The organism is Chitinophagaceae bacterium (assembly GCA_016699815.1).
Classification (GTDB): Bacteria; Bacteroidota; Bacteroidia; order Chitinophagales; family Chitinophagaceae; genus Ferruginibacter.
Genome location: CP065012.1, coordinates 2,354,701 through 2,378,367 on the forward strand (window position 1 = coordinate 2,354,701; position 23,667 = coordinate 2,378,367).

Annotated in this window: 24 protein-coding genes; 19 read left to right on the forward strand and 5 right to left on the reverse strand. The window is 39.1% G+C overall.

What is annotated here, in order from left to right; translation table 11 throughout:
* Positions 1–22: 22 nt before the first annotated feature.
* From IPO46_10555 to IPO46_10620, 14 genes are all read left to right on the forward strand, one after another.
* Entirely contained in the window at positions 23–2,833 is a 2,811-nt protein-coding gene (locus IPO46_10555) for a leucine--tRNA ligase (GenBank protein ID QQS62532.1), read from the forward strand.
* A gap of 244 nt (positions 2,834–3,077) precedes the next feature.
* The gene (locus tag IPO46_10560) at positions 3,078–3,428 is read left to right on the forward strand and encodes an NADH-quinone oxidoreductase subunit A (GenBank protein QQS62533.1); all 351 of its coding nucleotides are present in this window, start codon (positions 3,078–3,080) and stop codon (positions 3,426–3,428) included.
* Position 3,429: 1 nt separating this feature from the next.
* The gene (nuoB, locus tag IPO46_10565) at positions 3,430–3,987 is read left to right on the forward strand and encodes an NADH-quinone oxidoreductase subunit NuoB (protein ID QQS62534.1); all 558 of its coding nucleotides are present in this window, start codon (positions 3,430–3,432) and stop codon (positions 3,985–3,987) included.
* A 20-nt stretch (positions 3,988–4,007) separates the two neighbouring features.
* Positions 4,008–4,466: an NADH-quinone oxidoreductase subunit C gene (locus IPO46_10570; protein QQS62535.1), complete on the forward strand. Its 459-nt coding sequence runs from the start codon at positions 4,008–4,010 to the stop codon at positions 4,464–4,466.
* A 49-nt stretch (positions 4,467–4,515) separates the two neighbouring features.
* Entirely contained in the window at positions 4,516–5,595 is a 1,080-nt protein-coding gene (locus tag IPO46_10575; protein ID QQS64386.1) for an NADH-quinone oxidoreductase subunit D, read from the forward strand.
* A gap of 21 nt (positions 5,596–5,616) precedes the next feature.
* Positions 5,617–6,693, forward strand: a complete 1,077-nt coding sequence (gene nuoH, locus IPO46_10580; protein ID QQS62536.1) for an NADH-quinone oxidoreductase subunit NuoH — start codon at positions 5,617–5,619, stop codon at positions 6,691–6,693.
* An 18-nt stretch (positions 6,694–6,711) separates the two neighbouring features.
* Positions 6,712–7,173, forward strand: a complete 462-nt coding sequence (locus tag IPO46_10585; GenBank protein ID QQS64387.1) for a 4Fe-4S binding protein — start codon at positions 6,712–6,714, stop codon at positions 7,171–7,173.
* Positions 7,174–7,189: 16 nt separating this feature from the next.
* Positions 7,190–7,729, forward strand: coding sequence for an NADH-quinone oxidoreductase subunit J (locus IPO46_10590; protein ID QQS62537.1), 540 nt, complete (start codon positions 7,190–7,192; stop codon positions 7,727–7,729).
* Position 7,730: 1 nt separating this feature from the next.
* Positions 7,731–8,039 (forward strand): NADH-quinone oxidoreductase subunit NuoK, encoded by a 309-nt coding sequence (gene nuoK / locus IPO46_10595; GenBank protein ID QQS62538.1) that lies wholly within the window; start codon positions 7,731–7,733, stop codon positions 8,037–8,039.
* A complete protein-coding gene (gene nuoL, locus IPO46_10600; protein ID QQS62539.1) occupies positions 8,039–9,967 on the forward strand; it encodes an NADH-quinone oxidoreductase subunit L in 1,929 nt (642 codons plus the stop codon). Before nuoK ends, nuoL begins: the two co-directional genes overlap by 1 nt.
* A 1-nt stretch (position 9,968) precedes the next feature.
* Positions 9,969–11,483 (forward strand): NADH-quinone oxidoreductase subunit M, encoded by a 1,515-nt coding sequence (locus IPO46_10605; GenBank protein ID QQS62540.1) that lies wholly within the window; start codon positions 9,969–9,971, stop codon positions 11,481–11,483.
* Positions 11,484–11,497: 14 nt separating this feature from the next.
* Positions 11,498–12,910, forward strand: coding sequence for an NADH-quinone oxidoreductase subunit N (locus tag IPO46_10610; GenBank protein ID QQS62541.1), 1,413 nt, complete (start codon positions 11,498–11,500; stop codon positions 12,908–12,910).
* A gap of 15 nt (positions 12,911–12,925) precedes the next feature.
* Positions 12,926–13,339, forward strand: coding sequence for a hypothetical protein (locus IPO46_10615; GenBank protein ID QQS62542.1), 414 nt, complete (start codon positions 12,926–12,928; stop codon positions 13,337–13,339).
* 75 nt (positions 13,340–13,414) lie between these two features.
* The gene (locus IPO46_10620) at positions 13,415–15,334 is read left to right on the forward strand and encodes a 1-deoxy-D-xylulose-5-phosphate synthase (GenBank protein ID QQS62543.1); all 1,920 of its coding nucleotides are present in this window, start codon (positions 13,415–13,417) and stop codon (positions 15,332–15,334) included.
* A 51-nt stretch (positions 15,335–15,385) separates the two neighbouring features.
* On the opposite strand, the gene IPO46_10625 is transcribed toward IPO46_10620, so the two are convergent.
* On the reverse strand, positions 15,386–16,252 hold the full coding sequence (locus IPO46_10625) for an OmpA family protein (protein ID QQS62544.1): 867 nt from the start codon (positions 16,250–16,252) through the stop codon (positions 15,386–15,388).
* A gap of 100 nt (positions 16,253–16,352) precedes the next feature.
* On the opposite strand from IPO46_10625, the gene IPO46_10630 reads away from it, so the two are divergent.
* On the forward strand, positions 16,353–16,886 hold the full coding sequence (locus IPO46_10630) for an NUDIX hydrolase (protein QQS62545.1): 534 nt from the start codon (positions 16,353–16,355) through the stop codon (positions 16,884–16,886).
* Between the two features lie 22 nt (positions 16,887–16,908).
* Here the strand turns inward: IPO46_10630 and IPO46_10635 are convergent, their stop codons facing one another.
* The 3 genes from IPO46_10635 to IPO46_10645 all read right to left on the reverse strand — a co-directional run bounded on the left by IPO46_10635 (position 16,909) and on the right by IPO46_10645 (position 19,999).
* Complete coding sequence (locus tag IPO46_10635) at positions 16,909–18,213, reverse strand: bifunctional folylpolyglutamate synthase/dihydrofolate synthase (protein QQS64388.1); 1,305 nt, start codon at positions 18,211–18,213, stop codon at positions 16,909–16,911.
* Between the two features lie 46 nt (positions 18,214–18,259).
* Positions 18,260–19,006 carry a hypothetical protein gene (locus IPO46_10640; protein QQS62546.1) on the reverse strand — a complete coding sequence of 249 codons (747 nt, stop codon included), beginning with the start codon at positions 19,004–19,006 and terminating at the stop codon, positions 18,260–18,262.
* Between the two features lie 90 nt (positions 19,007–19,096).
* Positions 19,097–19,999 carry a pyridoxal-phosphate dependent enzyme gene (locus IPO46_10645; protein QQS62547.1) on the reverse strand — a complete coding sequence of 301 codons (903 nt, stop codon included), beginning with the start codon at positions 19,997–19,999 and terminating at the stop codon, positions 19,097–19,099.
* 63 nt (positions 20,000–20,062) lie between these two features.
* Here IPO46_10645 and IPO46_10650 point away from each other — a divergent pair, with 63 nt between their 5' ends.
* A complete protein-coding gene (locus tag IPO46_10650; GenBank protein ID QQS62548.1) occupies positions 20,063–20,959 on the forward strand; it encodes a nucleotidyltransferase in 897 nt (298 codons plus the stop codon).
* Positions 20,960–20,980: 21 nt separating this feature from the next.
* Positions 20,981–21,478, forward strand: coding sequence for a DUF4112 domain-containing protein (locus tag IPO46_10655; protein ID QQS62549.1), 498 nt, complete (start codon positions 20,981–20,983; stop codon positions 21,476–21,478).
* Positions 21,479–21,600: 122 nt separating this feature from the next.
* On the opposite strand, the gene IPO46_10660 is transcribed toward IPO46_10655, so the two are convergent.
* Positions 21,601–21,825: a hypothetical protein gene (locus tag IPO46_10660; protein ID QQS62550.1), complete on the reverse strand. Its 225-nt coding sequence runs from the start codon at positions 21,823–21,825 to the stop codon at positions 21,601–21,603.
* A gap of 233 nt (positions 21,826–22,058) precedes the next feature.
* On the opposite strand from IPO46_10660, the gene IPO46_10665 reads away from it, so the two are divergent.
* Both IPO46_10665 and IPO46_10670 read left to right on the forward strand, forming a co-directional pair.
* A complete protein-coding gene (locus IPO46_10665; GenBank protein ID QQS64389.1) occupies positions 22,059–22,532 on the forward strand; it encodes a sigma-70 family RNA polymerase sigma factor in 474 nt (157 codons plus the stop codon).
* Positions 22,532–23,656, forward strand: coding sequence for a trypsin-like peptidase domain-containing protein (locus IPO46_10670; protein ID QQS62551.1), 1,125 nt, complete (start codon positions 22,532–22,534; stop codon positions 23,654–23,656). The genes IPO46_10665 and IPO46_10670 overlap by 1 nt, the downstream gene beginning before the upstream one ends.
* Positions 23,657–23,667 lie beyond the last annotated feature (11 nt).

The window sequence follows — 23,667 nt, forward strand, 5'->3', positions numbered from 1 at the left end:
ATCAATGATAGCATAAACAAGAATGGAATACAATTTTAAGGATATAGAAAAAAAATGGCAGGATGACTGGAAGGCAAGCAATACCTATTCCATAAGTAATAATAGTAGCAAACCCAAATATTATGTACTGGATATGTTCCCCTACCCCAGCGGCGCAGGTTTGCATGTGGGTCATCCATTGGGCTATATTGCCAGCGATATTTACAGCCGTTATAAAAGATTAAAAGGGTTTAATGTACTACATCCAATGGGCTTTGATAGTTTTGGTTTACCGGCTGAGCAATATGCTATTGAAACCGGTAAGCACCCAGCCGATACTACCCATAAAAATATTGACACTTTTAAAAAGCAATTAGATAAAATTGGTTTTTGTTACGATTGGGATAGAGAAGTACGCACCAGCGATGCACAATATTATAAATGGACACAGTGGATTTTTCTGCAACTCTTCAACAGTTATTTTTGTAATACCTGCAAAGCAGCTTTACCTATAACAACGTTAATAAATAAATACGAAACTAAGGGCAGCAGCAAGTTTACAGCCGATGCCTGGAATGCCTTTGATGAAAAAACGAAAAGCGATTGGTTGATGAAACGCCGCCTTGCTTTTGTAGCTTATGGTGAAGTAAACTGGTGCGAAGCGCTAGGAACCGTACTGGCCAATGACGAAGTAGTAAACGGCGTAAGTGAAAGGGGCGGCCACCCGGTTGTAAAAAAGAAAATGCGCCAATGGTATTTGCGCATTACGGCTTATGCCGACAGGTTGCTGCAAGGCCTGGATACAGTAGACTTTAGCGATGCTATGAAAGAAATGCAGCGCAACTGGATAGGAAGGAGCGAAGGAGCAGAGATAGAATTTGAAATTAAGATTGGAAAATCTGTTAAAAAAAAGGAAGTTATTCAGCAAGACAATTCGATTTCGATTGTAAAGGGTTCTATTTCAGAAACATATTTAGATGAGCCTATAACGGTTTACAGCACCCGGCCCGATACTATTTTTGGTGTGGACTTTTTGGTGCTGGCACCCGAACATGAATTGGTAAAAGAAATTGTGAGTGATAAGCAGGCCGATGCTATTGAAGAATACCTTACTTATGTAAAAAGCCGTAGCGACAGGGAGCGTATGAGCGAAGTTAAACAAGTTACCGGCTGCTTTACCGGCGCTTATGCAAAAAATCCTTTTAATGGCAGGGAAATACCAATTTACATTGCAGAATATGTGTTGGCAGGTTATGGAACTGGGGCTATAATGGCCGTACCCTGTGGCGACCAAAGAGATTATGATTTTGCCCAACATTTTAACATTCCCATTACTAATATAATAGGCAGCCATTTTAATGGCAACGAAGCCAACCCTACAAAAGATGCAGTACTGGAAAATAGCGATTTTTTAAATGGTTTGCTCATGAAAGAAGCCATTGGCGTAGCCGTAAATAAAATAGTAGAACTGGGTATTGGTAAAAGAAAAGTGAATTACAAAATGAGAGATGCAGGCTTTAGCCGCCAGCGTTATTGGGGCGAGCCTTTTCCTATAAAATGGGTAGATGGCTTGCCCGTTGCATTAAACGAAGATGAACTGCCTTTACAATTACCACATGTGGAAAAATATGGCCCCGGGCCAGATGGGGAAGGGCCGCTGGCAAACATACAGGAATGGAAAGATGCCAATATGGAAACAAGTACCATGCCCGGTTATGCCGGAAGCAGTTGGTATTTTTTACGCTACATGGATCCACACAACAACAATAGTTTTTGCAACCGCAAAGCAAGCGATTACTGGAACCAGGTAGATGTTTATATTGGCGGTACAGAACATGCCGTAGGCCATTTACTCTACAGCCGCATGTGGACAAAAGTGTTGTTCGACCTGGGATTGATAGGCTTTGATGAGCCTTTTAAAAGGTTGGTGAACCAGGGGATGATACAGGGGAGTAGCAGGTTAGTGTATAGGATAACCGGAACAAATAAATTTGTTTCAATCAGTAAAAAGGCAGATTATAATGTGAATGAACTTCATGTTGATGTAAACTTAGTTGATGGAGTTGAATTGAAAATTAATGAATTTAAAAAATGGAAAAATGCTGAGTTTGTCAATGCAGCATTTATTTTGGAGGATGATGGAAAATACATCTGCGGTGTTGAAGTTGAAAAAATGTCCAAATCAAAATACAACACGGTTAACCCCGATGAGTTGTGTGAAAAATACGGTGCCGATACTTTTCGAATGTACGAAATGTTCCTGGGCCCTGTGGAGCAAAGCAAACCCTGGGATACCAAGGGCATTGAAGGCGTACACCGTTTTTTAAGAAAACTCTGGCGCTTGTTTAATGATGAGTTGAAAGGAAAAATATGGACAGTTGACCAATCAACCGATTCCGAACTAAAAATCATCAACCGCACCATTAAAAAAATAGAACAGGATACCGAGAACTTTTCTTTTAATACAGCCGTAAGCGCTTTTATGGTTTGTGTAAATGAACTTGCCGATGCCAAATGCCATAAAAAAGAAGTGCTTCAAAAACTATTGGTACTGCTTGCACCTTATGCGCCGCATATTGCAGAAGAACTTTGGAGCCAATTGGGCAATACTGGCTCTGTGTTAGACGCTGATTATCCAGCACTGGAAGAAAAATATTTAGTAGAAACCAGCAAAGAATACCCATTGAGCATAAATGGTAAACTGAGAACTACCCTTACGCTTTCTCTTGAGCTGCAGCAGACTGAAGTAGAAGCTATTGTATTGCAAAACGATGTGGTACAAAAATGGCTGGAAGGCAAAGCGCCTAAAAAAATAATTTTTGTAAAAGGTAAAATGATCAACGTAGTGATTTAAACAGCAATTTTTTGGCCACTACGCCATTTAGGGAATTTTTTTTAAAGGATACAGTTGCTATTTTTATTCTCTCAAATGGTACCAATGAAAAAGTTTATTAATTTTTTGAGTATTTTATATTTTGTTTTTACACTGCACTTGCAATAGGAATTTGAAGCGCCTATATATTTCCACAATATGTATAAAACATATTTTGTGTAATTGCCAATGATGGTTAACTTTAAGGCAATTAATATTGCGAAATATGGGAGCCGCTTCCCTCATCATTCTTTCTTTTGCAGCCATTGCCTTTTCGGGTATTGCATTACTGGTTTCCAAATTTTTATTAAAACCTACTACCAATAAGCAAAAAGGTGAGCCTTATGAATGTGGCGTACCAACAAAAGGCCCCACTTGGGTACAGTTTAATGTAGGATATTATTTGTTTGCCCTGCTCTTTTTATTATTTGATGTAGAATTGATTTTTTTATTTCCCTGGGCAGTGGTAGTGAAAAAAATCGGCTGGTTTGCCCTGGCTGAAGTGATGGTTTTTCTCTTTATTTTATTTTTAGGTTTTTTATATGCACATAAAAAAGGCGCTTTGAAGTGGCAATAATATGAGTGAAGAAATTAAATCGCAGGGTGCGGAGGTATTTCCAGGCGAAATAGTTCGGGAAACCGGGTCTGCCATTAGCACCAGTAAACTCGATGACCTTATCAATTGGGCCAGGAGCAATTCTTTGTGGCCTCTTACATTTGGTACAAGCTGCTGTGCCATTGAGTTTATGTCGGTAAATTCTGCCAGGTACGATTGGAGCCGCTTTGGTTTTGAAGTAGTAAGGGCTTCACCAAGGCAGGCAGATGTTATTATTATTGCCGGTACAATTGTAAATAAAATGGCACCTGTACTCAAGCGCCTTTACGATCAAATGGCCGAACCCAAATATGTGGTTGCAATGGGCGCCTGTGCCATTAGTGGCGGGCCTTTTTTTTATAATACCTACAGCGTAGTAAAAGGTGCAGATCATGTAATTCCTGTAGATGTGTACATTCCCGGCTGCCCGCCAAGGCCCGAAGCCCTCATTCATGCTTTAATTGCTTTACAGAAAAAAATAAGAATGGGTTTAACCCGTGAACAAATAAAGGAAGAAATGAAAATGTTGCCAGTAATCTAATCTATTTTTGAAAAAACCTGATGACCAAAGAAGAACTGAAAATACTACTTGCCGAACTTTTGCCAGCCGCAACTTTTGAAGAGGGTAGCCAATGGCCCTATGTTATTGTTCCTTCTGCTGATTGGTTAAGCATTGCAGGCTTGTTGCGCAACCATAAAAATTTGCAATTCGATTTTCTTTATTGCGAAACTTGTATAGACTGGAAGACAAAACTTACCATGGTTTATTTTCTTCGTTCTACAATTTTTGGCCATGAACTTTTTGTAAAATCCGATTTGAACCGTGATAATCCCGAGATAGAATCGGTTTCATCCATTTGGCTTACGGCCAATTTTAATGAAAGAGAAGTGTATGAAATGTTTGGTGTAACATTCCTTCATCATCCAGATTTACGATTGTTGATTTTGCCCGATGGATGGGAGGGCCGCAACCCTTTGAGAAAAGATTTTGAAGACCCTGTGAACATGATAAAACTATAATTTGTACACAACTACCAATATATTGCAACAACCCACCGCCGAAGGTGAAATGATCATCAACATAGGGCCGCAGCATCCTGCAACGCATGGTGTATTACATTTTGTAATAACCCTCAATGGTGAAACCATCAAAAAAGTAGAACCTCACCTGGGCTATATCCATCGCTCCATAGAAAAAATGTGCGAAAGCCTCAGCTACCGCCAGTTTATTTATGTAACCAGCCGCATGGATTATCTTAGCAGCCATATCAATAACCATGCATGTTGCCTGGTTACAGAGCAGGCCATGCAAATAGAATTGCCGGCAAGGGCATTGGTCATCCGGGTACTCATGGATGAACTTACCCGTATGGCATCTCATATGCTTTGGTGGGCTTCTATGGCAATGGATATTGGTGCGCTTACCCCTTTCTTTCATGCCTTTAGGGAAAGAGAAATGATCACCGATATTTTTGAAGATACCTGTGGTACAAGGTTAACCATGAACTATATGGTTCCCGGTGGTGTACTCATGGATTTGCATCCCGGTTTTCAAAATAAAGTCCATGCTTTCATCAGGCAATTCAAATTTAAATTGCCAGAGTATGATGAACTGGTTACCGATAATATAATTTTTCAAAACCGTACCAAAGGCATTGGTCATTTGAGCAGGGAAGCCGCAATTTCTTATGGTTGCACAGGGCCTGTGGCAAGGGCAAGCGGGGTGAGTTGTGATGTACGCAAACATTTTCCTTATGCCATTTACGATAAATTAAATTTTGAAGAAATAATTGATACAGGTTGCGATAGCTGGGCAAGATATAATGTAAGGATGCAGGAAATGCGGCAAAGCCTTAGTATTATTGAGCAGTTAATTGATAATATCCCGGAAGGAGATTTTCAGGCAAAAACAAAAGCAGTGTTGAAACCACCCAAAGGCGAATTTTACAGTAAGGTAGAAACTGCCCGTGGGGAATTAGGGGTGTATATTGTGAGCGAAGGCGCTACAACGCCTTACCGTATTAAATTTCGCTCCCCTGGTTTTAGTAATTTAAGTGCTTTGGAGCATATGGCTGTGGGCGGTAAAATTGGCGATTTTGTTGCCGTAATGGGAAGCATTGATTTGGTAATACCGGATATAGACCGATAAAATTGTACAACTTTTTTATACATGTGGAGCCTTAATGAAATAGTAAAAAGAACCGATGTAAAGTTGAATGAAATGTTCAGCCCTGCAATGGCTTTTTTATTTGAGGCAATTATTGTAGCCCTGCTTGCCATAAGCTTATTTGCAATTCTTGGGCTGGTACTTGTGCTTATGGAAAGAAAGGTTTCTTCTTTTATGCAGGTACGTTTGGGGCCCAACCGTGTGGGGCCAAAAGGGATGTTTCAAACCGTGGCCGATACCATTAAATTAATTGTAAAAGAAGGAATGACGCCAAACAATGTGGACAGGTTTTTATTTCATCTTGCCCCATTTTTAGTAATGATTGTAGCCATGATATTGCTGGCTCCATTACCTTTTGCCAATGGGTTTCAAATATGGGATGTAAATATTGGGGTGTTGTTTGTAAGCGCTGTTTCTTCGGTAAGCGTAATTGGTATTTTAATGGCCGGGTGGAGCAGTAACAATAAATATTCTTTACTCGGCGCAATGCGTAGCGGCGCACAAATTGTGAGCTACGAACTAAGTGCCGGCTTTTCCATTTTAGCCATAGTAATTTTATCGGGTAGCTTAACTTTTAGCGATATCATTCAATCACAGGCAAATGGATGGTGGTTATTTAAAGGCCATATACCGGCAATAATAGCTTTTGTAATTTTTATTATTGCTTCTACTGCCGAAACCAATAGAGCGCCATTTGATATGGCCGAAGCTGAAAGTGAACTTACCGCAGGGTTTCATACAGAATATTCGGGAATGAAGTTTGCGTTATTTTTTTTAGCTGAATATGTAAATGTATTTATTGTGTGTGCCATTGGCGCCACCCTGTTCCTGGGCGGATGGATGCCGTTGCATTTTGGCAGCAATACCAGTTTTAACCATGTAATGGATTATATACCGGGCATTGTATGGTTTTTTGGAAAAACTTTTTTTCTCATTTTTGTAATGATGTGGTTTAGGTGGACTTTTCCACGGTTACGCATTGATCAATTGCTCAACCTGGAATGGAAATATTTATTACCCATAAGTTTAATAAATTTATTGCTGGTAACCGTTGTGGCAATTAGCGGTTGGCATTTTTAATGGATAAACATGTTTTTGATAAATTATATAAAGGATGTTTTTGGGGCGGTAAAGTCGCTGGCTATTGGTATGCGGCGTACCTTATTTTATTTTGTAAGGCCCAAAGAAATTATTACACAGCAATACCCCGATGAAATGCCCGTAATTGCAGAAAGGTTCAGGGGAGAAGTGGTATTGATGCATGATGAAAATAACGAGCATGCTTGCACAGGATGCACGGCATGTGAACTGGCCTGCCCTAATGGAAGCATTAAAATTGTAACTAAGTTTGATATATCACCCGAAGGGAAAAAGAAAAAAGCTATTGATACATTTGTGTATCACCTGGAAATGTGCACTATGTGCAACCTGTGTGTGGAAGCTTGCCCAACATCGGCAATTAAAATGGATACCGCCTATGAACACAGTGTATTTGACAGGAATAAGCTCACAAAAAAATTAAATAACGAAGGCTCTAAAGTAAGGTCGGGTGTAGAGTAAAACAAAAAAAAACAGGATGACTGCTTATCAAATTACTTTTTATTGCATTGCTGCCATAATACTGGTAACGGGTTTTCTATCCGTTACTACCCGTAAAATTTTTCGCTCAGCAATATGGTTACTGCTTTCCTTAATAGGTGTTGCCGGTTTGTATTTTTGGATGGAAGTGGAATTTATTGCCGCTGTTCAAATTGCCGTATATGTTGGCGGTATTGTTGTACTCATCATATTTGCTGTTTTTCTTACGCAGCAATCGGGTAATGAAATGGCCAAAGCGCCGCCTGCCCGCAACATTTTTGCAGTTTTATCTGCTTTGTTTGGAGTAGCCTTTAGTATCTATATCATCAGTAACATTAATTTTCCTGTTTCCACAAAAATATTTGACCCTTCGGTAAGTAAAATTGGCACAGCAATGTTGCATACCGGTAAAAACGGGTTTGTATTGCCCTTTGAAGTGGTGAGTATTTTACTGCTGGCTGCAATGGTAGGCTGTATTGTTATTGCTATGAAAAGCCCCGAACAAAAAAATGCCGAAAAAATAATTAATAAAATTTAAGTTGATACCGGTAGCACATATATTTGTTTTAAGCAGCCTGCTCTTTTTTATTGGCATGTATGGTTTTTTTACCAGAAAAAACCTTATCTCTATGCTTATGTCTGTTGAGCTGATGCTCAATAGCGTAAATATAAATTTTATTGCCGCCAATAAATATTTATATCCCGATAAACTCGACGGGGTATTTTTTACCATTTTTATTATTACCATAGCTGCTGCAGAAGCCGCTGTGGCCATTGCCATAATTATTAACCTTTACCGGTCTCATCAATCTATTGATGTGGATGAAGCAGGTGAAATGAAATTTTAATGCATAACCAGCTTTATATATTATTCATTCCATTGTTGCCCTTTGCCGGCTTTGTGTTGTTAGGTTTGTTTGGAAAAAAATATTTCAATAAATCCTCTGGTGTTATTGCCAGCCTGCTTTTGCTGGCGTCTGCCGTTCTTTCCCTAATTGTAGCAGCGCAATATTTTTTTTATTTTGGTAAAGCATTTGATGTTTACTATAAGTTAGTGGCGATGGATATTCACTGGCTCGGGTTCACCAATAACCTTTCTATAAATATCGGCATACTACTCGATCCTATTTCGGTGATTATGTTAATTGTGGTAACTTTTATTTCGCTGATGGTGCATCTTTTCAGCCTCAGTTATATGAAAGGAGAAGAGCGGTTTGCTACCTATTATGCTTATCTCGGCTTGTTTACTTTTTCAATGCTTGGCCTGGTAATGGCATCCAATTTATTTCAAATGTATATTTTTTGGGAGTTGGTGGGTATTTCATCTTATTTGTTAATTGGGTTTTATTTTCAAAAATCATCTGCTGTTGCGGCAGCAAAAAAAGCATTTATTGTTACCCGTTTTGCCGATTTTGGTTTTCTTATCGGTATTTTAATGTTATCGTATTTTGGCAATAGCCTCGATTTTATTACGGTAATTCAAAACCTTTCTCATCCTCAGTCACCCGATTTTGCAGCAGCAGCAGCGCCATTGTTCCTGGGTTGCTCTGGCTTAACCTGGGCATTAACGCTCATTTTTATGGGCGGGGCAGGCAAAAGCGCCATGTTTCCCCTTCATGTTTGGTTGCCTGATGCCATGGAAGGCCCAACGCCTGTTAGCGCTTTGATACATGCTGCAACAATGGTGGTGGCAGGTGTGTTTTTAGTGGCCCGGTTATTTCCTTTGTATGTTTTTAATGGCGCTTCATTGCAAATAGTTTTAATCGTTGGGTTGATGTCTTCTTTTATTGCAGCAATAATTGCCTGTACACAATCAGATATTAAACGCATTTTGGCCTACAGTACCATGAGCCAAATTGGATACATGATGCTGGCCCTTGCTGTAAGCGGGAGCAGTGGAGAAGCATCGCTTGGCTTTACTGCAGGCATGTTTCATTTATTTACTCATGCATTTTTTAAATCGTTATTGTTTTTATGTGCCGGTGTAATTATTCATGTTGTACACAGCAATAATATGGAAGACATGGGCGGTCTGCGAAAAAATTTACCCCTTACCCACGCTGCATTTTTAATTGCCTGCCTTGCCATTTCAGGCATTCCGCCTTTTGCCGGGTTTTTCAGTAAAGAAGAAATTTTGCTTGCGGCATATCAAAAAAACAAACTGGTTTACCTTGTAGCACTCATTACCTCGGGCCTTACGGCTTTTTATATGTTCCGGCTATATTTTTCTGTTTTTTGGAACAAACCATCACAACAGTTGCAGCACCATACTTCAACAGGCGCTTCCATGAAAATTCCTTTGCTAATACTGTCGGCATGTACTGTTGGTGCCGGTTTTATTTCATTTGGCAAATATGTTTCGGCAGATGGAAGGGCATTGGCACAGCATTTTGATTTAAGTTTTTCCATACTTCCTGTGGCCCTTGCGCTTACCGGTATTTTATTGGCTATGTGGATGTATCAATCGGCATCGGGTAAAGCCGAAGCTGTGGCAAATTCCATGAAAGGCATTTATACCCTTGCAAAAAATAAATTTTATATAGATGAGTTGTACAACTTTATTACGCAACGCATCATTTTTAATAAACTGGGCAAAAATGCCGAAAGAATGGATAGGAAGCTTGTGGATGGTGCAGTGAATGAGTTGGCCGCATCTACGGTAGATTTGTCAAAATCAATAAAAAATTTGCAAAGTGGAAAATTGCAGCAATACCTCATGTTCTTTTTTGCGGGTATTGCCTTGTTACTTATAATGTTTATTTATTTATGGAAGTAATATGAACCTGAGTTTGCTCATAATTGTGCCATTAATTTTGGCTGTTGCAGGGCTTTTGGTAAACAACCAAAAGCAGGTAAAACTTATTGCACTTGCTTCGGGCATAGCACAGCTGGTATTGGCTTGTTGCCTTGCATTTTTATTTATTGAACAAAGAAAAACAGATCGTACCACATTTTTATTTCAGCAGCAATATGAATGGTTCAGCAATTTAAACATAGGCTATTTTGTAGGTGTGGATGGCATTTCGGTAGCCATGATATTGCTAACGGCATTTATTGTACTGGCCGGTATTTTGATATCGTGGAATGTAAAGCGCATGAGCAAAGAATACTTTTTTTTGATGCAGGTATTGGCCATTGGCGCTTATGGTTTTTTTATATCATTAGATTTATTTACGCTGTTTTTCTTTCTGGAGCTGGCGGTTGTGCCCAAGTTTATGCTTATTGGTATTTGGGGAAGCGGTAAAAAAGAATACAGCGCCATGAAGCTGGCTTTAATGCTTATGGCAGCATCTGCTCTGGTGTTTGTGGGTATTACCGGGTTGTATTATTTCAGCACTACACATGGGGTACATCATTTTAATTTACTTACGGTTGCCGATAATCCCTTGCCTTTGGATAAGCAAAAAGTATTTTTCCCATTTGCCTTTATTGGCTTTGGGATTTTTACGGCTTTATTCCCTTTTCATACCTGGGTACCCGATGGCCACTCTTCTGCACCTACGGCTGCAAGTATGTTCCTGGCGGGCATTTCAATGAAGCTGGGCGGTTATGGGTGTTTACGGGTAGCCGTTTATTTAATGCCTGATGGGGCACAATTTTATTCCAATGCAATTATTGTACTTGCCTGTATTGCTGTTTTGTATGGCGCATTTGTTACCATGATGCAAACCGATCTCAAATATATCAATGCGTATTCATCCGTAAGCCATTGCGGATTTGTATTGCTGGGTATTGGGATGCTTACCAAAACAGCGGTTAACGGTGCGGTATTGCAAATGATTAGCCATGGATTAATGACGGCCCTTTTCTTTGCCGTTATCGGTATGATTTATGAACGTACCCATACCAGGCAGGTTTCAAAAATGGGCGGCTTGCTAAAAATTATGCCTTTTATTTCTACCATTTTTGTTATTGTGGGGCTGTGCTCTCTTGGATTGCCCGGGCTTAGCGGCTTTGTTGCAGAGATGACGGTATTTGTAGGTAGTTGGCAAAGGGCAGGCTGGTATTATCAATGGGCAACTATTTTAGCTGCGGCTAGTATTGTGGTTACTGCCGTGTATATCTTAAGGGCAACTGCAAAGGTTATTATGGGGCCAGTAAAAATAAATAACAGTACTGGAGATGCAGCAATAACCGAACTCTACGGAAAGGCAAATCCTTATTGGAACGAAAGGGCTGCTGTGTACTTGCTGGCCGCTGGAATATTTATTATGGGCATTGCTCCATTTGTTGTTACCGATATTATTTACCCGGCAACAGATTTTATTATGCAAAAATTATCATTTAAATAAAATAAGCCATTAGGATGCTTGAGTACTTACTTTTGATGAAACAGGAACTAATGCTTTCGGCACTCATCTTCCTGTTACTTATCATTTTCCTGGCTTCAAACAACCTGGTTGCCGAAACCTTGATAAAATGGATTAATGTTTTACTGCTTGTAAATTTTCTACTGGGTTTTTGGGGAAACAGCAGCGGTAGTTTATTTGGCAATATGTACCACACCAATGCCTTAATAGTTTTTCAAAAAAACCTGCTCAATTTTGCGCTGCTAATTATTTCTTTGTTGTCCTATGATTGGTTAAAAACCCACCGTCATTACCTGGAGTTTTATATTTTAATGCTGGCAGCATTGCTGGGCGCTTTTTATTTAATCAGCAGCAGGCATTTGCTCATGTTTTTTTTGGGGCTGGAACTTGCAGGCATACCGGTTGCCTTGCTGGCCAATTTTGATTTGGGCAAAAAGCGTTCTTCAGAAGCAGCGCTAAAATATATTATGAGCTCGGCATTTGCATCGGCCATGTTTTTATTTGGCGGCGGTTTCATTTATGCCTTAACGGGTACGTTGGATTTTTTTGAACTGCATCAACTGGCTTCCGGCAGCCCGGCATTTTTATTTGCTTTTATTTTTGTGCTTGCCGGTATTGGGTTTAAAATATCTGCTGTGCCCTTTCATTTATGGACAGCTGATGTTTACGAGGGTGCACCGGTGGCGGCCACTTCTTATCTTTCGGTAATTTCCAAAGGCAGTGTTATGTTTATATTGGCTTACCTGTTGTTTTATGTTTTTAATAATATCATAGGTACCTGGCGTGCAGTAATTATTTTAATTGCTTTGTTTTCAATAACACTGGGCAACCTTTTTGCCCTTAGGCAACAAAATATAAAGCGCTTTATGGCTTTTTCATCTATTACTCAAATGGGTTTTGTACTCATTGCATTGGCAGCAGCTAAATTAATGAGTACATCTGCGCTCATTTATTTTATTATGATCTATATTTTCAGCAACCTTGCCGCTTTTGGTATCATTGCTGTTGTATATAATCAAACCGGTAGCGAAGCAGTTAACGATTTTAAAGGTTTCTATAAAAAAAACCCTGCACTGGCCTGGGTATTTGCATTGGCTTTATTTTCCCTTGCCGGCATTCCGCCTATGGCAGGTTTTTTTGGAAAATTCTTTTTGGTACTGGCTGTTGCCGGAAGCGTAAATTATGTGATACTCACCCTTGTTGCGTTAAATATTGTGCTCTCTGTATATTACTACCTGCGCATAGTAAAGCTGATGTTTATGGACGCAGAAGAAAAAGATAGGGAAATAATTTTCGTAAGCCCTTTGCCAAAAATTGCTTTGTGGGTTTGTACTGCCGGAACAATTGTAACCGGCGTTATGAGTGGCGCTTATGAATACATTGCCACATTAGTAAAATCTGTTTGGTAATTTTTAATTTAAAACATGGCCATAAATAAAAATCATGAGTTTGATGATCTGGACGGAATAAAATGTTCTGTGGTGGAGAAAAATATTAACAGGCCACGAGCTGAATTTTTGAAAAACCTGCTGCAGAAAAATGGTTTTACTGTGGTTATTATTCCTTCTCCGCCAGCAAAGGTTGCCGTAGCAAAACCCGCTGCAGAAGGTGAGGGCGGTGTACAATCCACAGAACAGGTGCCAACGGCCATACCCACTTTTACCCTGGGCGTTACGGATTTAACCTTTAACCCAACAAATGCTATTTTTGGACGTTTATTAAAAACAAATACTGGCCATATTGTAACACAGGCTTTTTGGAACCAGCAGGAAACAGTAAGCCACGACGAAGAACCTTATTATGTACATACGAAATTGAAAAAGGAGAACGAAAATTAAGAAATTAATATATAGCGTAATTCCGGCATACCATTTCAAAAATTGTATCTTTGCCTATTAATTTTTTAACCCAAAATGGATATTAAACCCGGTTCACTTTTAGCTCAGGTTAATGCTCCTGCAGATTTAAAAAAATTGCATAAAGACCAGTTGCCGCAACTTACTGATGAATTGCGCCAATATATTATTGATGTGGTGAGTGTTTACGGCGGCCATTTTGGCGCAAGCCTTGGCGTGGTAGAGCTTTCTGTTGCCCTGCATTTTGTTTTTAATACACCTTACGATCAATTGGTTTGGGATGTTGGTCACCAGGCTTATGGTCATAAAATACTTACGGGAAGACGGGATAATTTTGCAAGCAATAGAAAATATAAAGGCTTAAGCGGTTTCCCCAAAAGAAGCGAAAGCGAATACGATACCTTTGGTGTTGGCCATTCCTCTACATCTATTTCCGCTGCCTTGGGCATGGCTATGGCCAGCCATTACAAAGGCGAAAAAGACCGACAGCATATAGCCGTAATTGGTGATGGCGCCATGACGGCCGGCCTTGCATTTGAAGCCATGAACCATGCCGGTATCGAAAACAGTAACCTGCTCATTATCCTCAACGATAATTGTATGAGCATTGACCCCAATGTAGGTGCACTAAAAGAATATTTAACCGATATTACCACTTCGCATACTTACAACGAACTAAGAGATAATGTATGGAAGGCATTGGGAAAATTGCCCGTAGGAAAATCTTTTTCCCGTGATGTAGCCGCAAAACTTGAAGCCAGCCTCAAAGGTTTTGTGAGCAAGAGCAGCAACCTTTTTGAAGCATTAAAACTTCGCTACTTTGGTCCTATAGACGGCCATAATGTAAACAAGCTGGTAGAAACACTCAGCGACCTTAAAAAAATTCCAGGGCCCAAAATTTTACATATTAAAACCGTAAAAGGAAAAGGGTATGATTTAGCTGAAAAAGACCAAACAAAATGGCATGCACCGGGCTTGTTTGATAAAATTACCGGCGAAATAAAAAAGAAAACTTTTGATGTGCCGCAACCTCCAAAATACCAGGATGTATTTGGGCATACCATTATTGAGCTGGCCGAAAAAAATATTAATATTTTGGGAATTACCCCGGCAATGCCCAGCGGTTCTTCATTAAAATTTATGATGGAAAAAATGCCGCACAGGGCTTTTGATGTGGGCATTTGCGAGCAACATGCCGTAACACTTAGCGCTGGGCTGGCAACACAAGGCATGAGGGTGTATTGCAATATCTATTCTTCTTTTATGCAACGGGCCTACGATATGGTAATACATGATGTGGCCATTCAAAAATTGCCGGTTATCTTTTGCTTAGACCGTGCCGGCCTGGTAGGCGAAGATGGGCCAACGCACCATGGTTGTTACGATATTGCGTATATGCGTTGCATTCCCAATATGGTGGTAAGCGCTCCAATGAACGAAAAAGAATTGCGTAATTTAATGTACACGGCCCAATTGGAATCTACCAAATTGCCCTTTGTAATCCGCTATCCAAGGGGAGAAGGCGTGATGACAGATTGGAAAACACCCTTTGAAGAAATAAAGATTGGTAAAGGTAGAAAAGTAAAAGATGGTGAAGAAGTTGCCGTGCTTAGCTTTGGCCACCCTGGTAATTTTGCAGCATCAGCAATAAGGGATGTAAAGGCAGATGGTTTAAACCCTGCTCATTTCGATATGCGATTTGCCAAACCTTTGGATGAAGAAATGTTGCACGAAGTTTTTAGTAAGTACAATAAAATAATTACCATCGAAGATGGAACTGTAGTAGGCGGTTTTGGCTCGGCAATATTGGAATTTATGAACCAACAAGGCTATAAGGCCGATGTAAAAATTATGGGCATTCCTGATCGTTTGGTAGAACACGGTACGCCCAAAGAACTCTACAACGAAATTGGTATTGATGCCAATGCCATTGCAAAAACCCTGCGGCAAATCTGTGGGCTGCAAATAAAAGTGTAAGATGAATTGAATAAATAAAGGGTTGAAATTTTCAACCCTTTATAAAAAAATTTATTTCCCTTTTCCTCCTTCTGGCGCCTTATCAATCAACTCCATAAACTGGTCGAGTTTTGGCGTTATTATCAATTGCGTTCTCCTGTTTCTTGTTTTCCCTTCTGGCGTACTGTTGCTTACTATGGGATTAAATTCACCACGGCCACCGGCAGTCATGCGCTTGGGATCTACACCAAATTGCACTTGTAGTGCCTGTACAACCGATGATGCTCTAAGGGCGCTTAAATCCCAGTTGTTGCGTATGTTGGGGCGGTTAATAGGCACATCATCCGTATTGCCTTCCACCAACACTTCAAAATCCTTATAGTCCTGCAAAATTTTTGCAATTTTTGCCAGTGAAGCATTTGCTTTTTCCGAAATTTCGTAACTGCCCGATTTGTAAAGCATATTATCTGCTAAAGAAATATAAACTACTCCTTTCAGCACCTGTACATCCACATCTTTTAATTCATCCCTGCTCAAAGATCGGGTAAGATTGCTGGTGAGTACAAGGTTTAAAGAATCATTGGTGTTTTTTACATTTACCAAATGCTTGATATATGCATTTGCAGAATTTATCTCATCTACCAGTTTGGAAATATTTACATTTCCCTGGGTAGATGAGGCAAGGCATTTGTCCAATGCCGATTGTAAAGCGGCCACATTATTGCGCTCCGATTGTATCAATTCATTTAAAGAAGCAATACGGGTTTGGGCGCTGGCCAAATCAGATTTGCATTGCTGTGCATCCATCTGGCTTGCCGCAAAATCTTTTTGCAACAGCGCATAACTTGCCTGTAAAGATTTATGTTGTTTTGTACTTACACATCCGGCAACGGTTAATAGTGCAAAGGCAGTTATTAAAAAAAATAAATTTGATTTCATTAGAGATATTTAAATTTATAATATAGTAACCTTGCAAAGTTAACGCTTAAAAAAGCTAAATTTCTTAAGCGTATGTTATAATCACCAATTAAAAAATATAATGAAAACAATTTCTTCGGAGTATTTCATCAGGCACCAATATTTTACGGCACGTAAAGATGCTTATATTACAGAAAATGGCAAAAGGGTAGATCCCTATTTTGTAGTGGAACTGCCGCAGAGCGCTTGTGCTATGTGTATAACGGATAACAATGAAGTGTTATTTGCAGAGCAATACCGGCATGCAATAAATAAAAAAATTTTAGAATTACCCGGAGGCTTTATTGAAAAAGCTGAAACGCCGGAAGCAGGCATTGCCCGGGAATTGCAGGAAGAAACCGGTTATACATTTAAGGAAATAATTTTATTGGGAACCACAGCTGCCAATCCTGGCTTATTGAATAATTACACCTATATGTTCCTGGCAACCGGCGGTGTAAAAACCTCGGCACAATTATTAGACGATAATGAAGAAATAAATATTATTGCAGAGCCTTTAGGCAAAGCCCGGCAAATGCTGGCAGAAAATAAAATTGTACAAAGTATGCATGCACTTTGTATGTTTTATGCATTTAAGTTTTTAGATAAAAATTAACCAGGAATTTTAAAAAAATTGCTTAGCTATTTTTAAAGCAAGTGGTTTCTGCAATTACAAAAAAACTTCCGCAAACCATAACCACATCGCTTTCATTTGCATTTGCCAATGCATGATTAATGGCTTCATCTACATGGTCGTAGCTATTGCCGTGTACATGTTTTTCTGCTGCAAGTTTTTTTAATGCAGTATGAGGTAATGCCCTTGGCAAATGGGCATTGGTAAAATAATACAGTGCATTTTTTGGAAAAAGGTCCAGTAACCTGTTCAGGTCTTTGTCTTTGGCAAAGCCAATTACAAAGTGTTGCCGGGCATTGGGGTATTGTGAGCCGAGTTGTGCAACAATATTTTTAATGCCATCTTCATTATGGCCCACATCAATTATTACATCTGGCCTGGTTTGTAACAAATCCCACCTGCCACGCAGCCCGGTAATTTTTTTAATTTGCCGTAAACTTTCGCTTACAATTGTATCCTCAATAACGTAACCTGTTTTTTTTAAGCATTCAATTGCAGTAAGTACGGTACAAATATTTTGGGCCTGGTAAATGCCGGCAAGGTCTGTAATTATTTGCAAAGTTTTATTTGCCGGAATGTTTAAAATGCTGCAATGTAATTTGTCAACTGTTGTTTTTGCATAAATAAGTTTGAAATGAGTAGTTGCATAAACTAACGGGGCGTTCATTTCAAGGGATTTTTGCTTAAATACCCTTTTGGATTCATCATTATAATTGCCAATAACTACAGGTATGTTTTGCTTAATTATTCCTGCTTTTTCACCTGCTATTTCTGTTAAGCTATTACCCAATATTTGCATGTGGTCAAAACCAATATTAGTAATAATACTAAGGATGGGTATAATAATATTGGTGCTGTCCAGCCTGCCTCCAAGGCCGGTTTCAATTATGGCAATATCTACTTTTTCCTGGGCAAAATATTCAAAAGCCATTGCCACAGTTAGCTCAAAAAAAGAAGGTTCTATGGCATCACAAATACTTTGGGTTTTTTGGGTAAAATCAATCACAAATTGCGGGTTAACCATTTGGCCATTCACCCTTATTCTTTCGCCAAAATCAAATAAATGCGGAGAGCTGTAAAGCCCGGTTTTATAACCGCTTTGTTGCATAATAGCCGCTAGCATATTGCTGCTGCTGCCTTTTCCATTTGTGCCGGCAATGTGGATGCTTTTAAATTTATTTTGGGGGTTGCCCAATTCTTCACAAAGCTTTATAATATTAGCTAATCCTTTTTTAAGTGCGCTACTGCCGGCATGGCTAAACATGGGCAGCCGTTTATATAAGTATGCTATGGTTTCTTCGTACGTCAGTTGAAGTATATTAACGTTGTACCTTAGGTTTTAAAAATGTTTTTTTTTACTTGTTTTTTTTCTTGATGTCTTTAGAAACAAAAAAACGGCCTTTTTCAATGAGTTTGTTTGCGTCAAACAATTCATAACTATACCAGCCGGAATGCGTAAAGTTCATTTTGTCCAGTATCAAAAAATCTTCTTTTAATTTATTAAGTTCAAGCACCTGTTTTTCGGTGTCATCATAAATTTTTACATGATAATTTTTGTTTGCGGCGCTTGGTAATTGTATTACGATGCTGCTCATTTTAGATGTAAAAATCCGCTTACTGGGATACACAAATTCCGGCTCTGCCGGTAGTTTGTTGTTTTCAACAGGTATATCATTTTTTACTGGCGGTAAATGAATTTGTTCTGCTGTATCGGCAATTTGATCAGCCTGCCAGGCATAGCGCTCACCGGTAGTATCTTTAATAATTTCTTTAAACGGCCTTACGGGTTTCGAAATAATATACTTTCCACCGACAAATGCTATAAATACACGGTAATACATTTTTGGGTAAGGAGGGTTTTGATCGGTGTACCCGTTTTCAATACTGGTTGGGTTAAGTACCGAGCCTATAGTGGTATAATTTTGTAAGCTATCATAGGAGCGTTGTATATTAAGGGTTACTACGGAATCTGAGTATTCATTTTTCCAGCTTACAATTATTTTTCCACCAATATTGGATACACTTATGCCTGGCAAAGTTTTTTGTGCAAATGAAATGCAGCAGGAGAAAAGAACCAGAAGGAATAAAAAAGGTTTCTTCATAATTATATTTCAAAAAATAGCCCGCAAATTTTGAATAGGTTACAAATATACTGGCATGAAAATAAATCAAATTTTAAATAGCAACTTTCCTTAGCCGTAATTTAAGGTTCCTTTAAGTAACGACCTGTTGCCTTGCAGCCCTCCGGTGTGCAGGCACACAATCCTGCTGCCCGGTGCAAAATAATTATTTTCAATATTTTTTATGAGTGCATACATCATTTTGGCCGTATAAACAAAATCCAGCGGTACGGATGTAGCAGAAAAAAAGTTGTTCATAAAATCCAGGAGTTCATTATTTTTTTTTGCATAGCCACCAAAATGATAATCGCCTAAAACAGTTAAGTTATCAAAATTATTTTTTCCGGTTAATGTATAAATCCTTTCGGGTATATCCACCATGTTTTTTAAAGCCGGAACGGCAATTACCTGTTGCCCAGGCAAAATATTATTTATTATTCCGGCAAGTGTGGTTGCCGTGCCCACGGCTGTGCAAATATGAGTTGGGTGCAAATGTTGAAATGAAGCAACTATAAGTGCAGCGCCTTTTGCGCCGGTTTGGGAAAATCCACCTTCGGGCACCAAAGTAAATTGCCCGTTTTTTACTGAAGATATTTTTTTGAGAAAAGCATCATCCTTATATTCTTTCCTTGAGGCAAAAATTAACTCCATACCATACTGTACACAATCCAATAGAGTGGCTGAAAGTTGAACTGGATTTTTGCCCCTTACAATACCAATAGATGTTAAATTATTTTGCCTGCAGGCATAGGCCGTTGCCACAAGGTGATTAGAATAAGGCCCGCCAAAAGTTAAGATGGTCTTGTGATCTGTCTCAATAGTTTCTTTAATAAAATAATAGAGTTTGTATAGTTTATTGCCCGAAACCACAGGATGTATTTTATCCAGCCTTGCCATAAACAGGCTTATCCCTTTTTGGGCAAAAGAAGGCCAGGCAATTTCCGTACATTCAATATTTCCAAAATCTTTTGTCATTATAAAGCTTTGCTTACTTTTGCTGGGCAAATTTCATTAAATTAAAACATTTAGCAGCAATAAATGAAACCTACATTATTAATTCTTGCGGCAGGTATGGCAAGCCGGTATGGTAGCATGAAACAAACCGAGGGTTTTGGCCCCAATGCAGAAACCATTATGGATTATTCAATTTATGATGCCATTCAAGCTGGTTTTGGCAAAGTTGTGTTTATTATCCGTAAAGATTTTCAGGAAAGTTTTAAAGCGCAGTTTGGCGATAAGCTAAAACACAAAATAACGGTAGAATATGTTTTCCAGGAAATGGATTCTTTTGTAGAAGCACAATATTTGCCCGAAGGCCGAACCAAACCCTGGGGAACGGCACATGCCATGCTTTGCGCCAAAGACGCCGTAAATGAACCTTTTGCCGTAATAAATGCCGATGACTTTTATGGCAATGATGCGTTTACAAAAGCTTTTAATTTTTTAACAGGCCCAATAAATGAAAATACATATGCAATAATTGGCTACAGGTTAAGTAATACACTTAGTGAGCATGGCATGGTAAGCCGTGGCGTATGCAGTGTAGATGACGGGAACAACCTTGTAGAAATAAACGAGCGCACTAAAATTTACCGGCAGAATGGAATAATAGTATATGAGGATGGCGAAACATTGGTTGAAGTAGCCGAAAACTCCAGCGTTTCCATGAACTTCTGGTGTTTTCATCCACAGGTTTTTGAAACTATTGCAAAATTATTTGCCCATTTCCCCAAAGAAAATATGGATAATCCCAAGGCTGAATTTTTTATTCCCATAGTTGCCGATCATTTTATTAAAAACGAAGGCGGAAAAATAAAAGTAATACCTACCTCGTCCCAATGGTTTGGCGTAACTTATAAAGATGATGCACCCGGAGTTAAAAAAAGTATTGAAGCATTAATTGCCTCGGGTATCTATCCTCCCAAATTGTTTTAATCAAAAAATATTAGCGCCAGCATGTCGGGTAAAATAGATACACAGTTGGATAATGACGGCGCTGCCAATCGCCTGGCATTAATAAAACGGGTGAGTAAATTGATGGATGAAGAATTTACTGTTGGTAAATTTAAATTCGGCCTCGATCCTATTCTTAACTTAATACCTGTTGCCGGGGATTTGGCCGCATATATAATTTCATCGGTACTGCTCATTACCATAATTAAGCATGGCGCATCCGGAAAGCTGGTAATGAAAATGCTGGGCAATATTACCCTTGATGCTTTAGTAGGCGCCTTACCATTACTCGGTTGGGTTTTTGATTTTGTATTTAAAGCCAATAAGCGAAATGTGCAATTATTGCAAGAGCATTATACCCAGGGAAAACATGCTGGCAGTGCAAAGCCTTATTTACTAGTAATAGCGCTCATCTTAATTTTAGTTGTAATTATATTGATAATTTTATCAATATGGATTTTAAGGTTGCTCGCCGGTTATTTTAACACTACTGTTTTTTAAAAATTTATATGCAAAACGGCCAAAAAAAATAAACCGCCTCGTAAAACGAGACGGTCTATTCGATTGATTGCCTAAATATTTCAATTTCGGGGGCAAAACCCGAAATAATGAGTTATCTGCTCTTATTTTTTAGAAGAATCAGTAACGGCAGCTTTAGCTGTATCAACTACTGCGTTTACAGTTGCAGCAGCAGAATCAGTTACGGCGTTTACAGTAGCAGCAGCAGAGTCAACTACAGCGCTAGCAGCAGAATCAGCTGTATTTACAGCGTCTTCAACCTTTTTTTCACCTTCGTTACAAGCTACAAAAGTAGCAGCGATAAGAGCAATTGCTAAAAACTTTTTCATTGTTGATTTTTGTTTAATTGAAAATTATAATTTCACATTAATTACCACATTGCATAAAAGGTAACCCAAGTATTTAAAAATTTTTTTTCAGGGCTTTTTTGGGTTACTTTTTGGTATAATTAGTATTAAACAACACATAGGTGAACACATTAGAACAGGAAAAATTATTACTTAAAGGACTGGCCGGGGAAGATAAGCAGGCTATAGAACAAATTTACCGGGATAATTATAACATGATTAAAAACCTGGTAATCAATAACAACGGAACTATAGACGACGCTGCAGATATTTTCCAGGAAGCAATGATTGTACTGTTTGAAAAGGCAAAATTGGAGGATTTTGAGCTTCATTGCCAAATAAAAACCTTTATTTACTCGGTAAGCAGGAGGATTTGGCTCAAAAAATTGCAAAAACAAGCCAGATACACAACCTCATCCGACAGCCTGGAAGAAACCATACCTGTTGAAGACGATGTGGAAAACCATGAGAAAAAGCAAAATGATTTTAACCTTATGGAAGCCGCTTTAGCAAAAGTAGGGGAGCCCTGTAAAAGTTTGCTGGAAGCCTATTATATCCATAAGAAAAATATGAACGAAATAGCAGGTTCTTTTGGATACACCAATGCCGATAATGCCAAAACGCAGAAATATAAATGCTTAGTGAGATTGAAAAAACTGTTTTTTGCCCAATATAAATTAACACCGTAATGGAAGATACTTTATTAATTGATGCTGTTGAACGCTTTGCCAACGGGGAAATGAGTGTCCAGGAAAAAACCTATTTTGAAGACCTGAGAAAAAACAACCCCGAACTGGACCAGGCTGTGGTGGAATACCTGTTTTTTATGAACGAAATCCAAAAACACAGCAAAGCAAAAAATTTTAAAAACGCTCTCCACGAAGTAGAATCTAAATTATTAATCGAAGGTTTTATTACCAAAGGTTCAACGGCAGGTAAAGCAAAAGTGCTGCAACTCTGGGGCAAATATAAACGTACCATAGCCGTAGCAGCTTCAATTGCCGGGCTGGTATCCATCTTTATTGCATCGGTTGTTTCCTCGGTAAGCAACAATGGCAGCGATACCAATTTAAAACCCCTTGTAGAAAAACTCAATAGCCAGGAAAGTAAAACCCGCCAGTTGGAAACCAAGCTCAATAAATTGGAAGCCGGTACTACCGCTTCCAAAACGCCGGTAAAACCCAGGCTCGATGCAAGGTTTAGAGCAACAGGATTTTTAATTGACGCTAACAATAATTATATTGTAACCAATGCCCACGTAGTATCGCAAGTGAAAAACAACCTCATTATAGAAAATAATAAAGGCGACCAGTTTACCGCAACTCCCGTTTACGTAAATAAAGAAATGGATATTGCCATAATAAAAGTTACCGACAGCAACTTTAAAAAATTGCCGGTGCTTCCCTATAATATTAAAAAATCAAGCGCCGATTTGGGCGAAACCGTATTTATGCTGGGCTTTCCTAAAGCCGAAGTAGTATATGGCGAAGGCTACATCAGCGCACATAGCGGCTACAATATGGATTCCCTGTTTTGCCAGCTCAGCACCGCCGCCAATGAAGGCAACAGCGGTTCGCCGGTAATAAACCGAAGCGGCGACCTGGTAGGCGTAATTAACAGCATGGAAAAAAATGCCGATGGCGTAGTGTTTGCCAGCAAGGCCAATAATATTACCAAAGCAATTGCCGAAGCAAAAAAAATAACCGGCAATGAAGATATCAACTTTAAAGGCTCAAATGCATTGCGTGGACTAGACAGGGTAAGCCAGGTAAAAAAATTGCAGGATTACGTATTTATGGTAAAAGGCAACTAAAATAATATTCC

Excerpts from the sequence above, each read along its gene's own strand:
- IPO46_10625 (QQS62544.1), bottom strand. The coding sequence starts at position 16,252 with ATGAAATCAAATTTATTTTTTTTAATAACTGCCTTTGCACTATTAACC.
- IPO46_10640 (QQS62546.1), bottom strand. The coding sequence starts at position 19,006 with ATGAAGAAACCTTTTTTATTCCTTCTGGTTCTTTTCTCCTGCTGCATT.
- IPO46_10620 (QQS62543.1), top strand. The coding sequence starts at position 13,415 with ATGGATATTAAACCCGGTTCACTTTTAGCTCAGGTTAATGCTCCTGCA.
- IPO46_10615 (QQS62542.1), top strand. The coding sequence starts at position 12,926 with ATGGCCATAAATAAAAATCATGAGTTTGATGATCTGGACGGAATAAAA.
- IPO46_10605 (QQS62540.1), top strand. The coding sequence starts at position 9,969 with ATGAACCTGAGTTTGCTCATAATTGTGCCATTAATTTTGGCTGTTGCA.
- IPO46_10560 (QQS62533.1), top strand. The coding sequence starts at position 3,078 with ATGGGAGCCGCTTCCCTCATCATTCTTTCTTTTGCAGCCATTGCCTTT.
- IPO46_10630 (QQS62545.1), top strand. The coding sequence starts at position 16,353 with ATGAAAACAATTTCTTCGGAGTATTTCATCAGGCACCAATATTTTACG.
- nuoH (QQS62536.1), top strand. The coding sequence starts at position 5,617 with ATGTGGAGCCTTAATGAAATAGTAAAAAGAACCGATGTAAAGTTGAAT.
- IPO46_10665 (QQS64389.1), top strand. The coding sequence starts at position 22,059 with ATGATTAAAAACCTGGTAATCAATAACAACGGAACTATAGACGACGCT.
- IPO46_10670 (QQS62551.1), top strand. The coding sequence starts at position 22,532 with ATGGAAGATACTTTATTAATTGATGCTGTTGAACGCTTTGCCAACGGG.
- IPO46_10555 (QQS62532.1), top strand. The coding sequence starts at position 23 with ATGGAATACAATTTTAAGGATATAGAAAAAAAATGGCAGGATGACTGG.
- IPO46_10655 (QQS62549.1), top strand. The coding sequence starts at position 20,981 with ATGTCGGGTAAAATAGATACACAGTTGGATAATGACGGCGCTGCCAAT.
- nuoB (QQS62534.1), top strand. The coding sequence starts at position 3,430 with ATGAGTGAAGAAATTAAATCGCAGGGTGCGGAGGTATTTCCAGGCGAA.
- IPO46_10590 (QQS62537.1), top strand. The coding sequence starts at position 7,190 with ATGACTGCTTATCAAATTACTTTTTATTGCATTGCTGCCATAATACTG.
- IPO46_10575 (QQS64386.1), top strand. The coding sequence starts at position 4,516 with ATGATCATCAACATAGGGCCGCAGCATCCTGCAACGCATGGTGTATTA.
- IPO46_10660 (QQS62550.1), bottom strand. The coding sequence starts at position 21,825 with ATGAAAAAGTTTTTAGCAATTGCTCTTATCGCTGCTACTTTTGTAGCT.
- IPO46_10610 (QQS62541.1), top strand. The coding sequence starts at position 11,498 with ATGCTTGAGTACTTACTTTTGATGAAACAGGAACTAATGCTTTCGGCA.
- IPO46_10570 (QQS62535.1), top strand. The coding sequence starts at position 4,008 with ATGACCAAAGAAGAACTGAAAATACTACTTGCCGAACTTTTGCCAGCC.
- nuoL (QQS62539.1), top strand. The coding sequence starts at position 8,039 with ATGCATAACCAGCTTTATATATTATTCATTCCATTGTTGCCCTTTGCC.
- IPO46_10645 (QQS62547.1), bottom strand. The coding sequence starts at position 19,999 with ATGACAAAAGATTTTGGAAATATTGAATGTACGGAAATTGCCTGGCCT.
- IPO46_10650 (QQS62548.1), top strand. The coding sequence starts at position 20,063 with ATGAAACCTACATTATTAATTCTTGCGGCAGGTATGGCAAGCCGGTAT.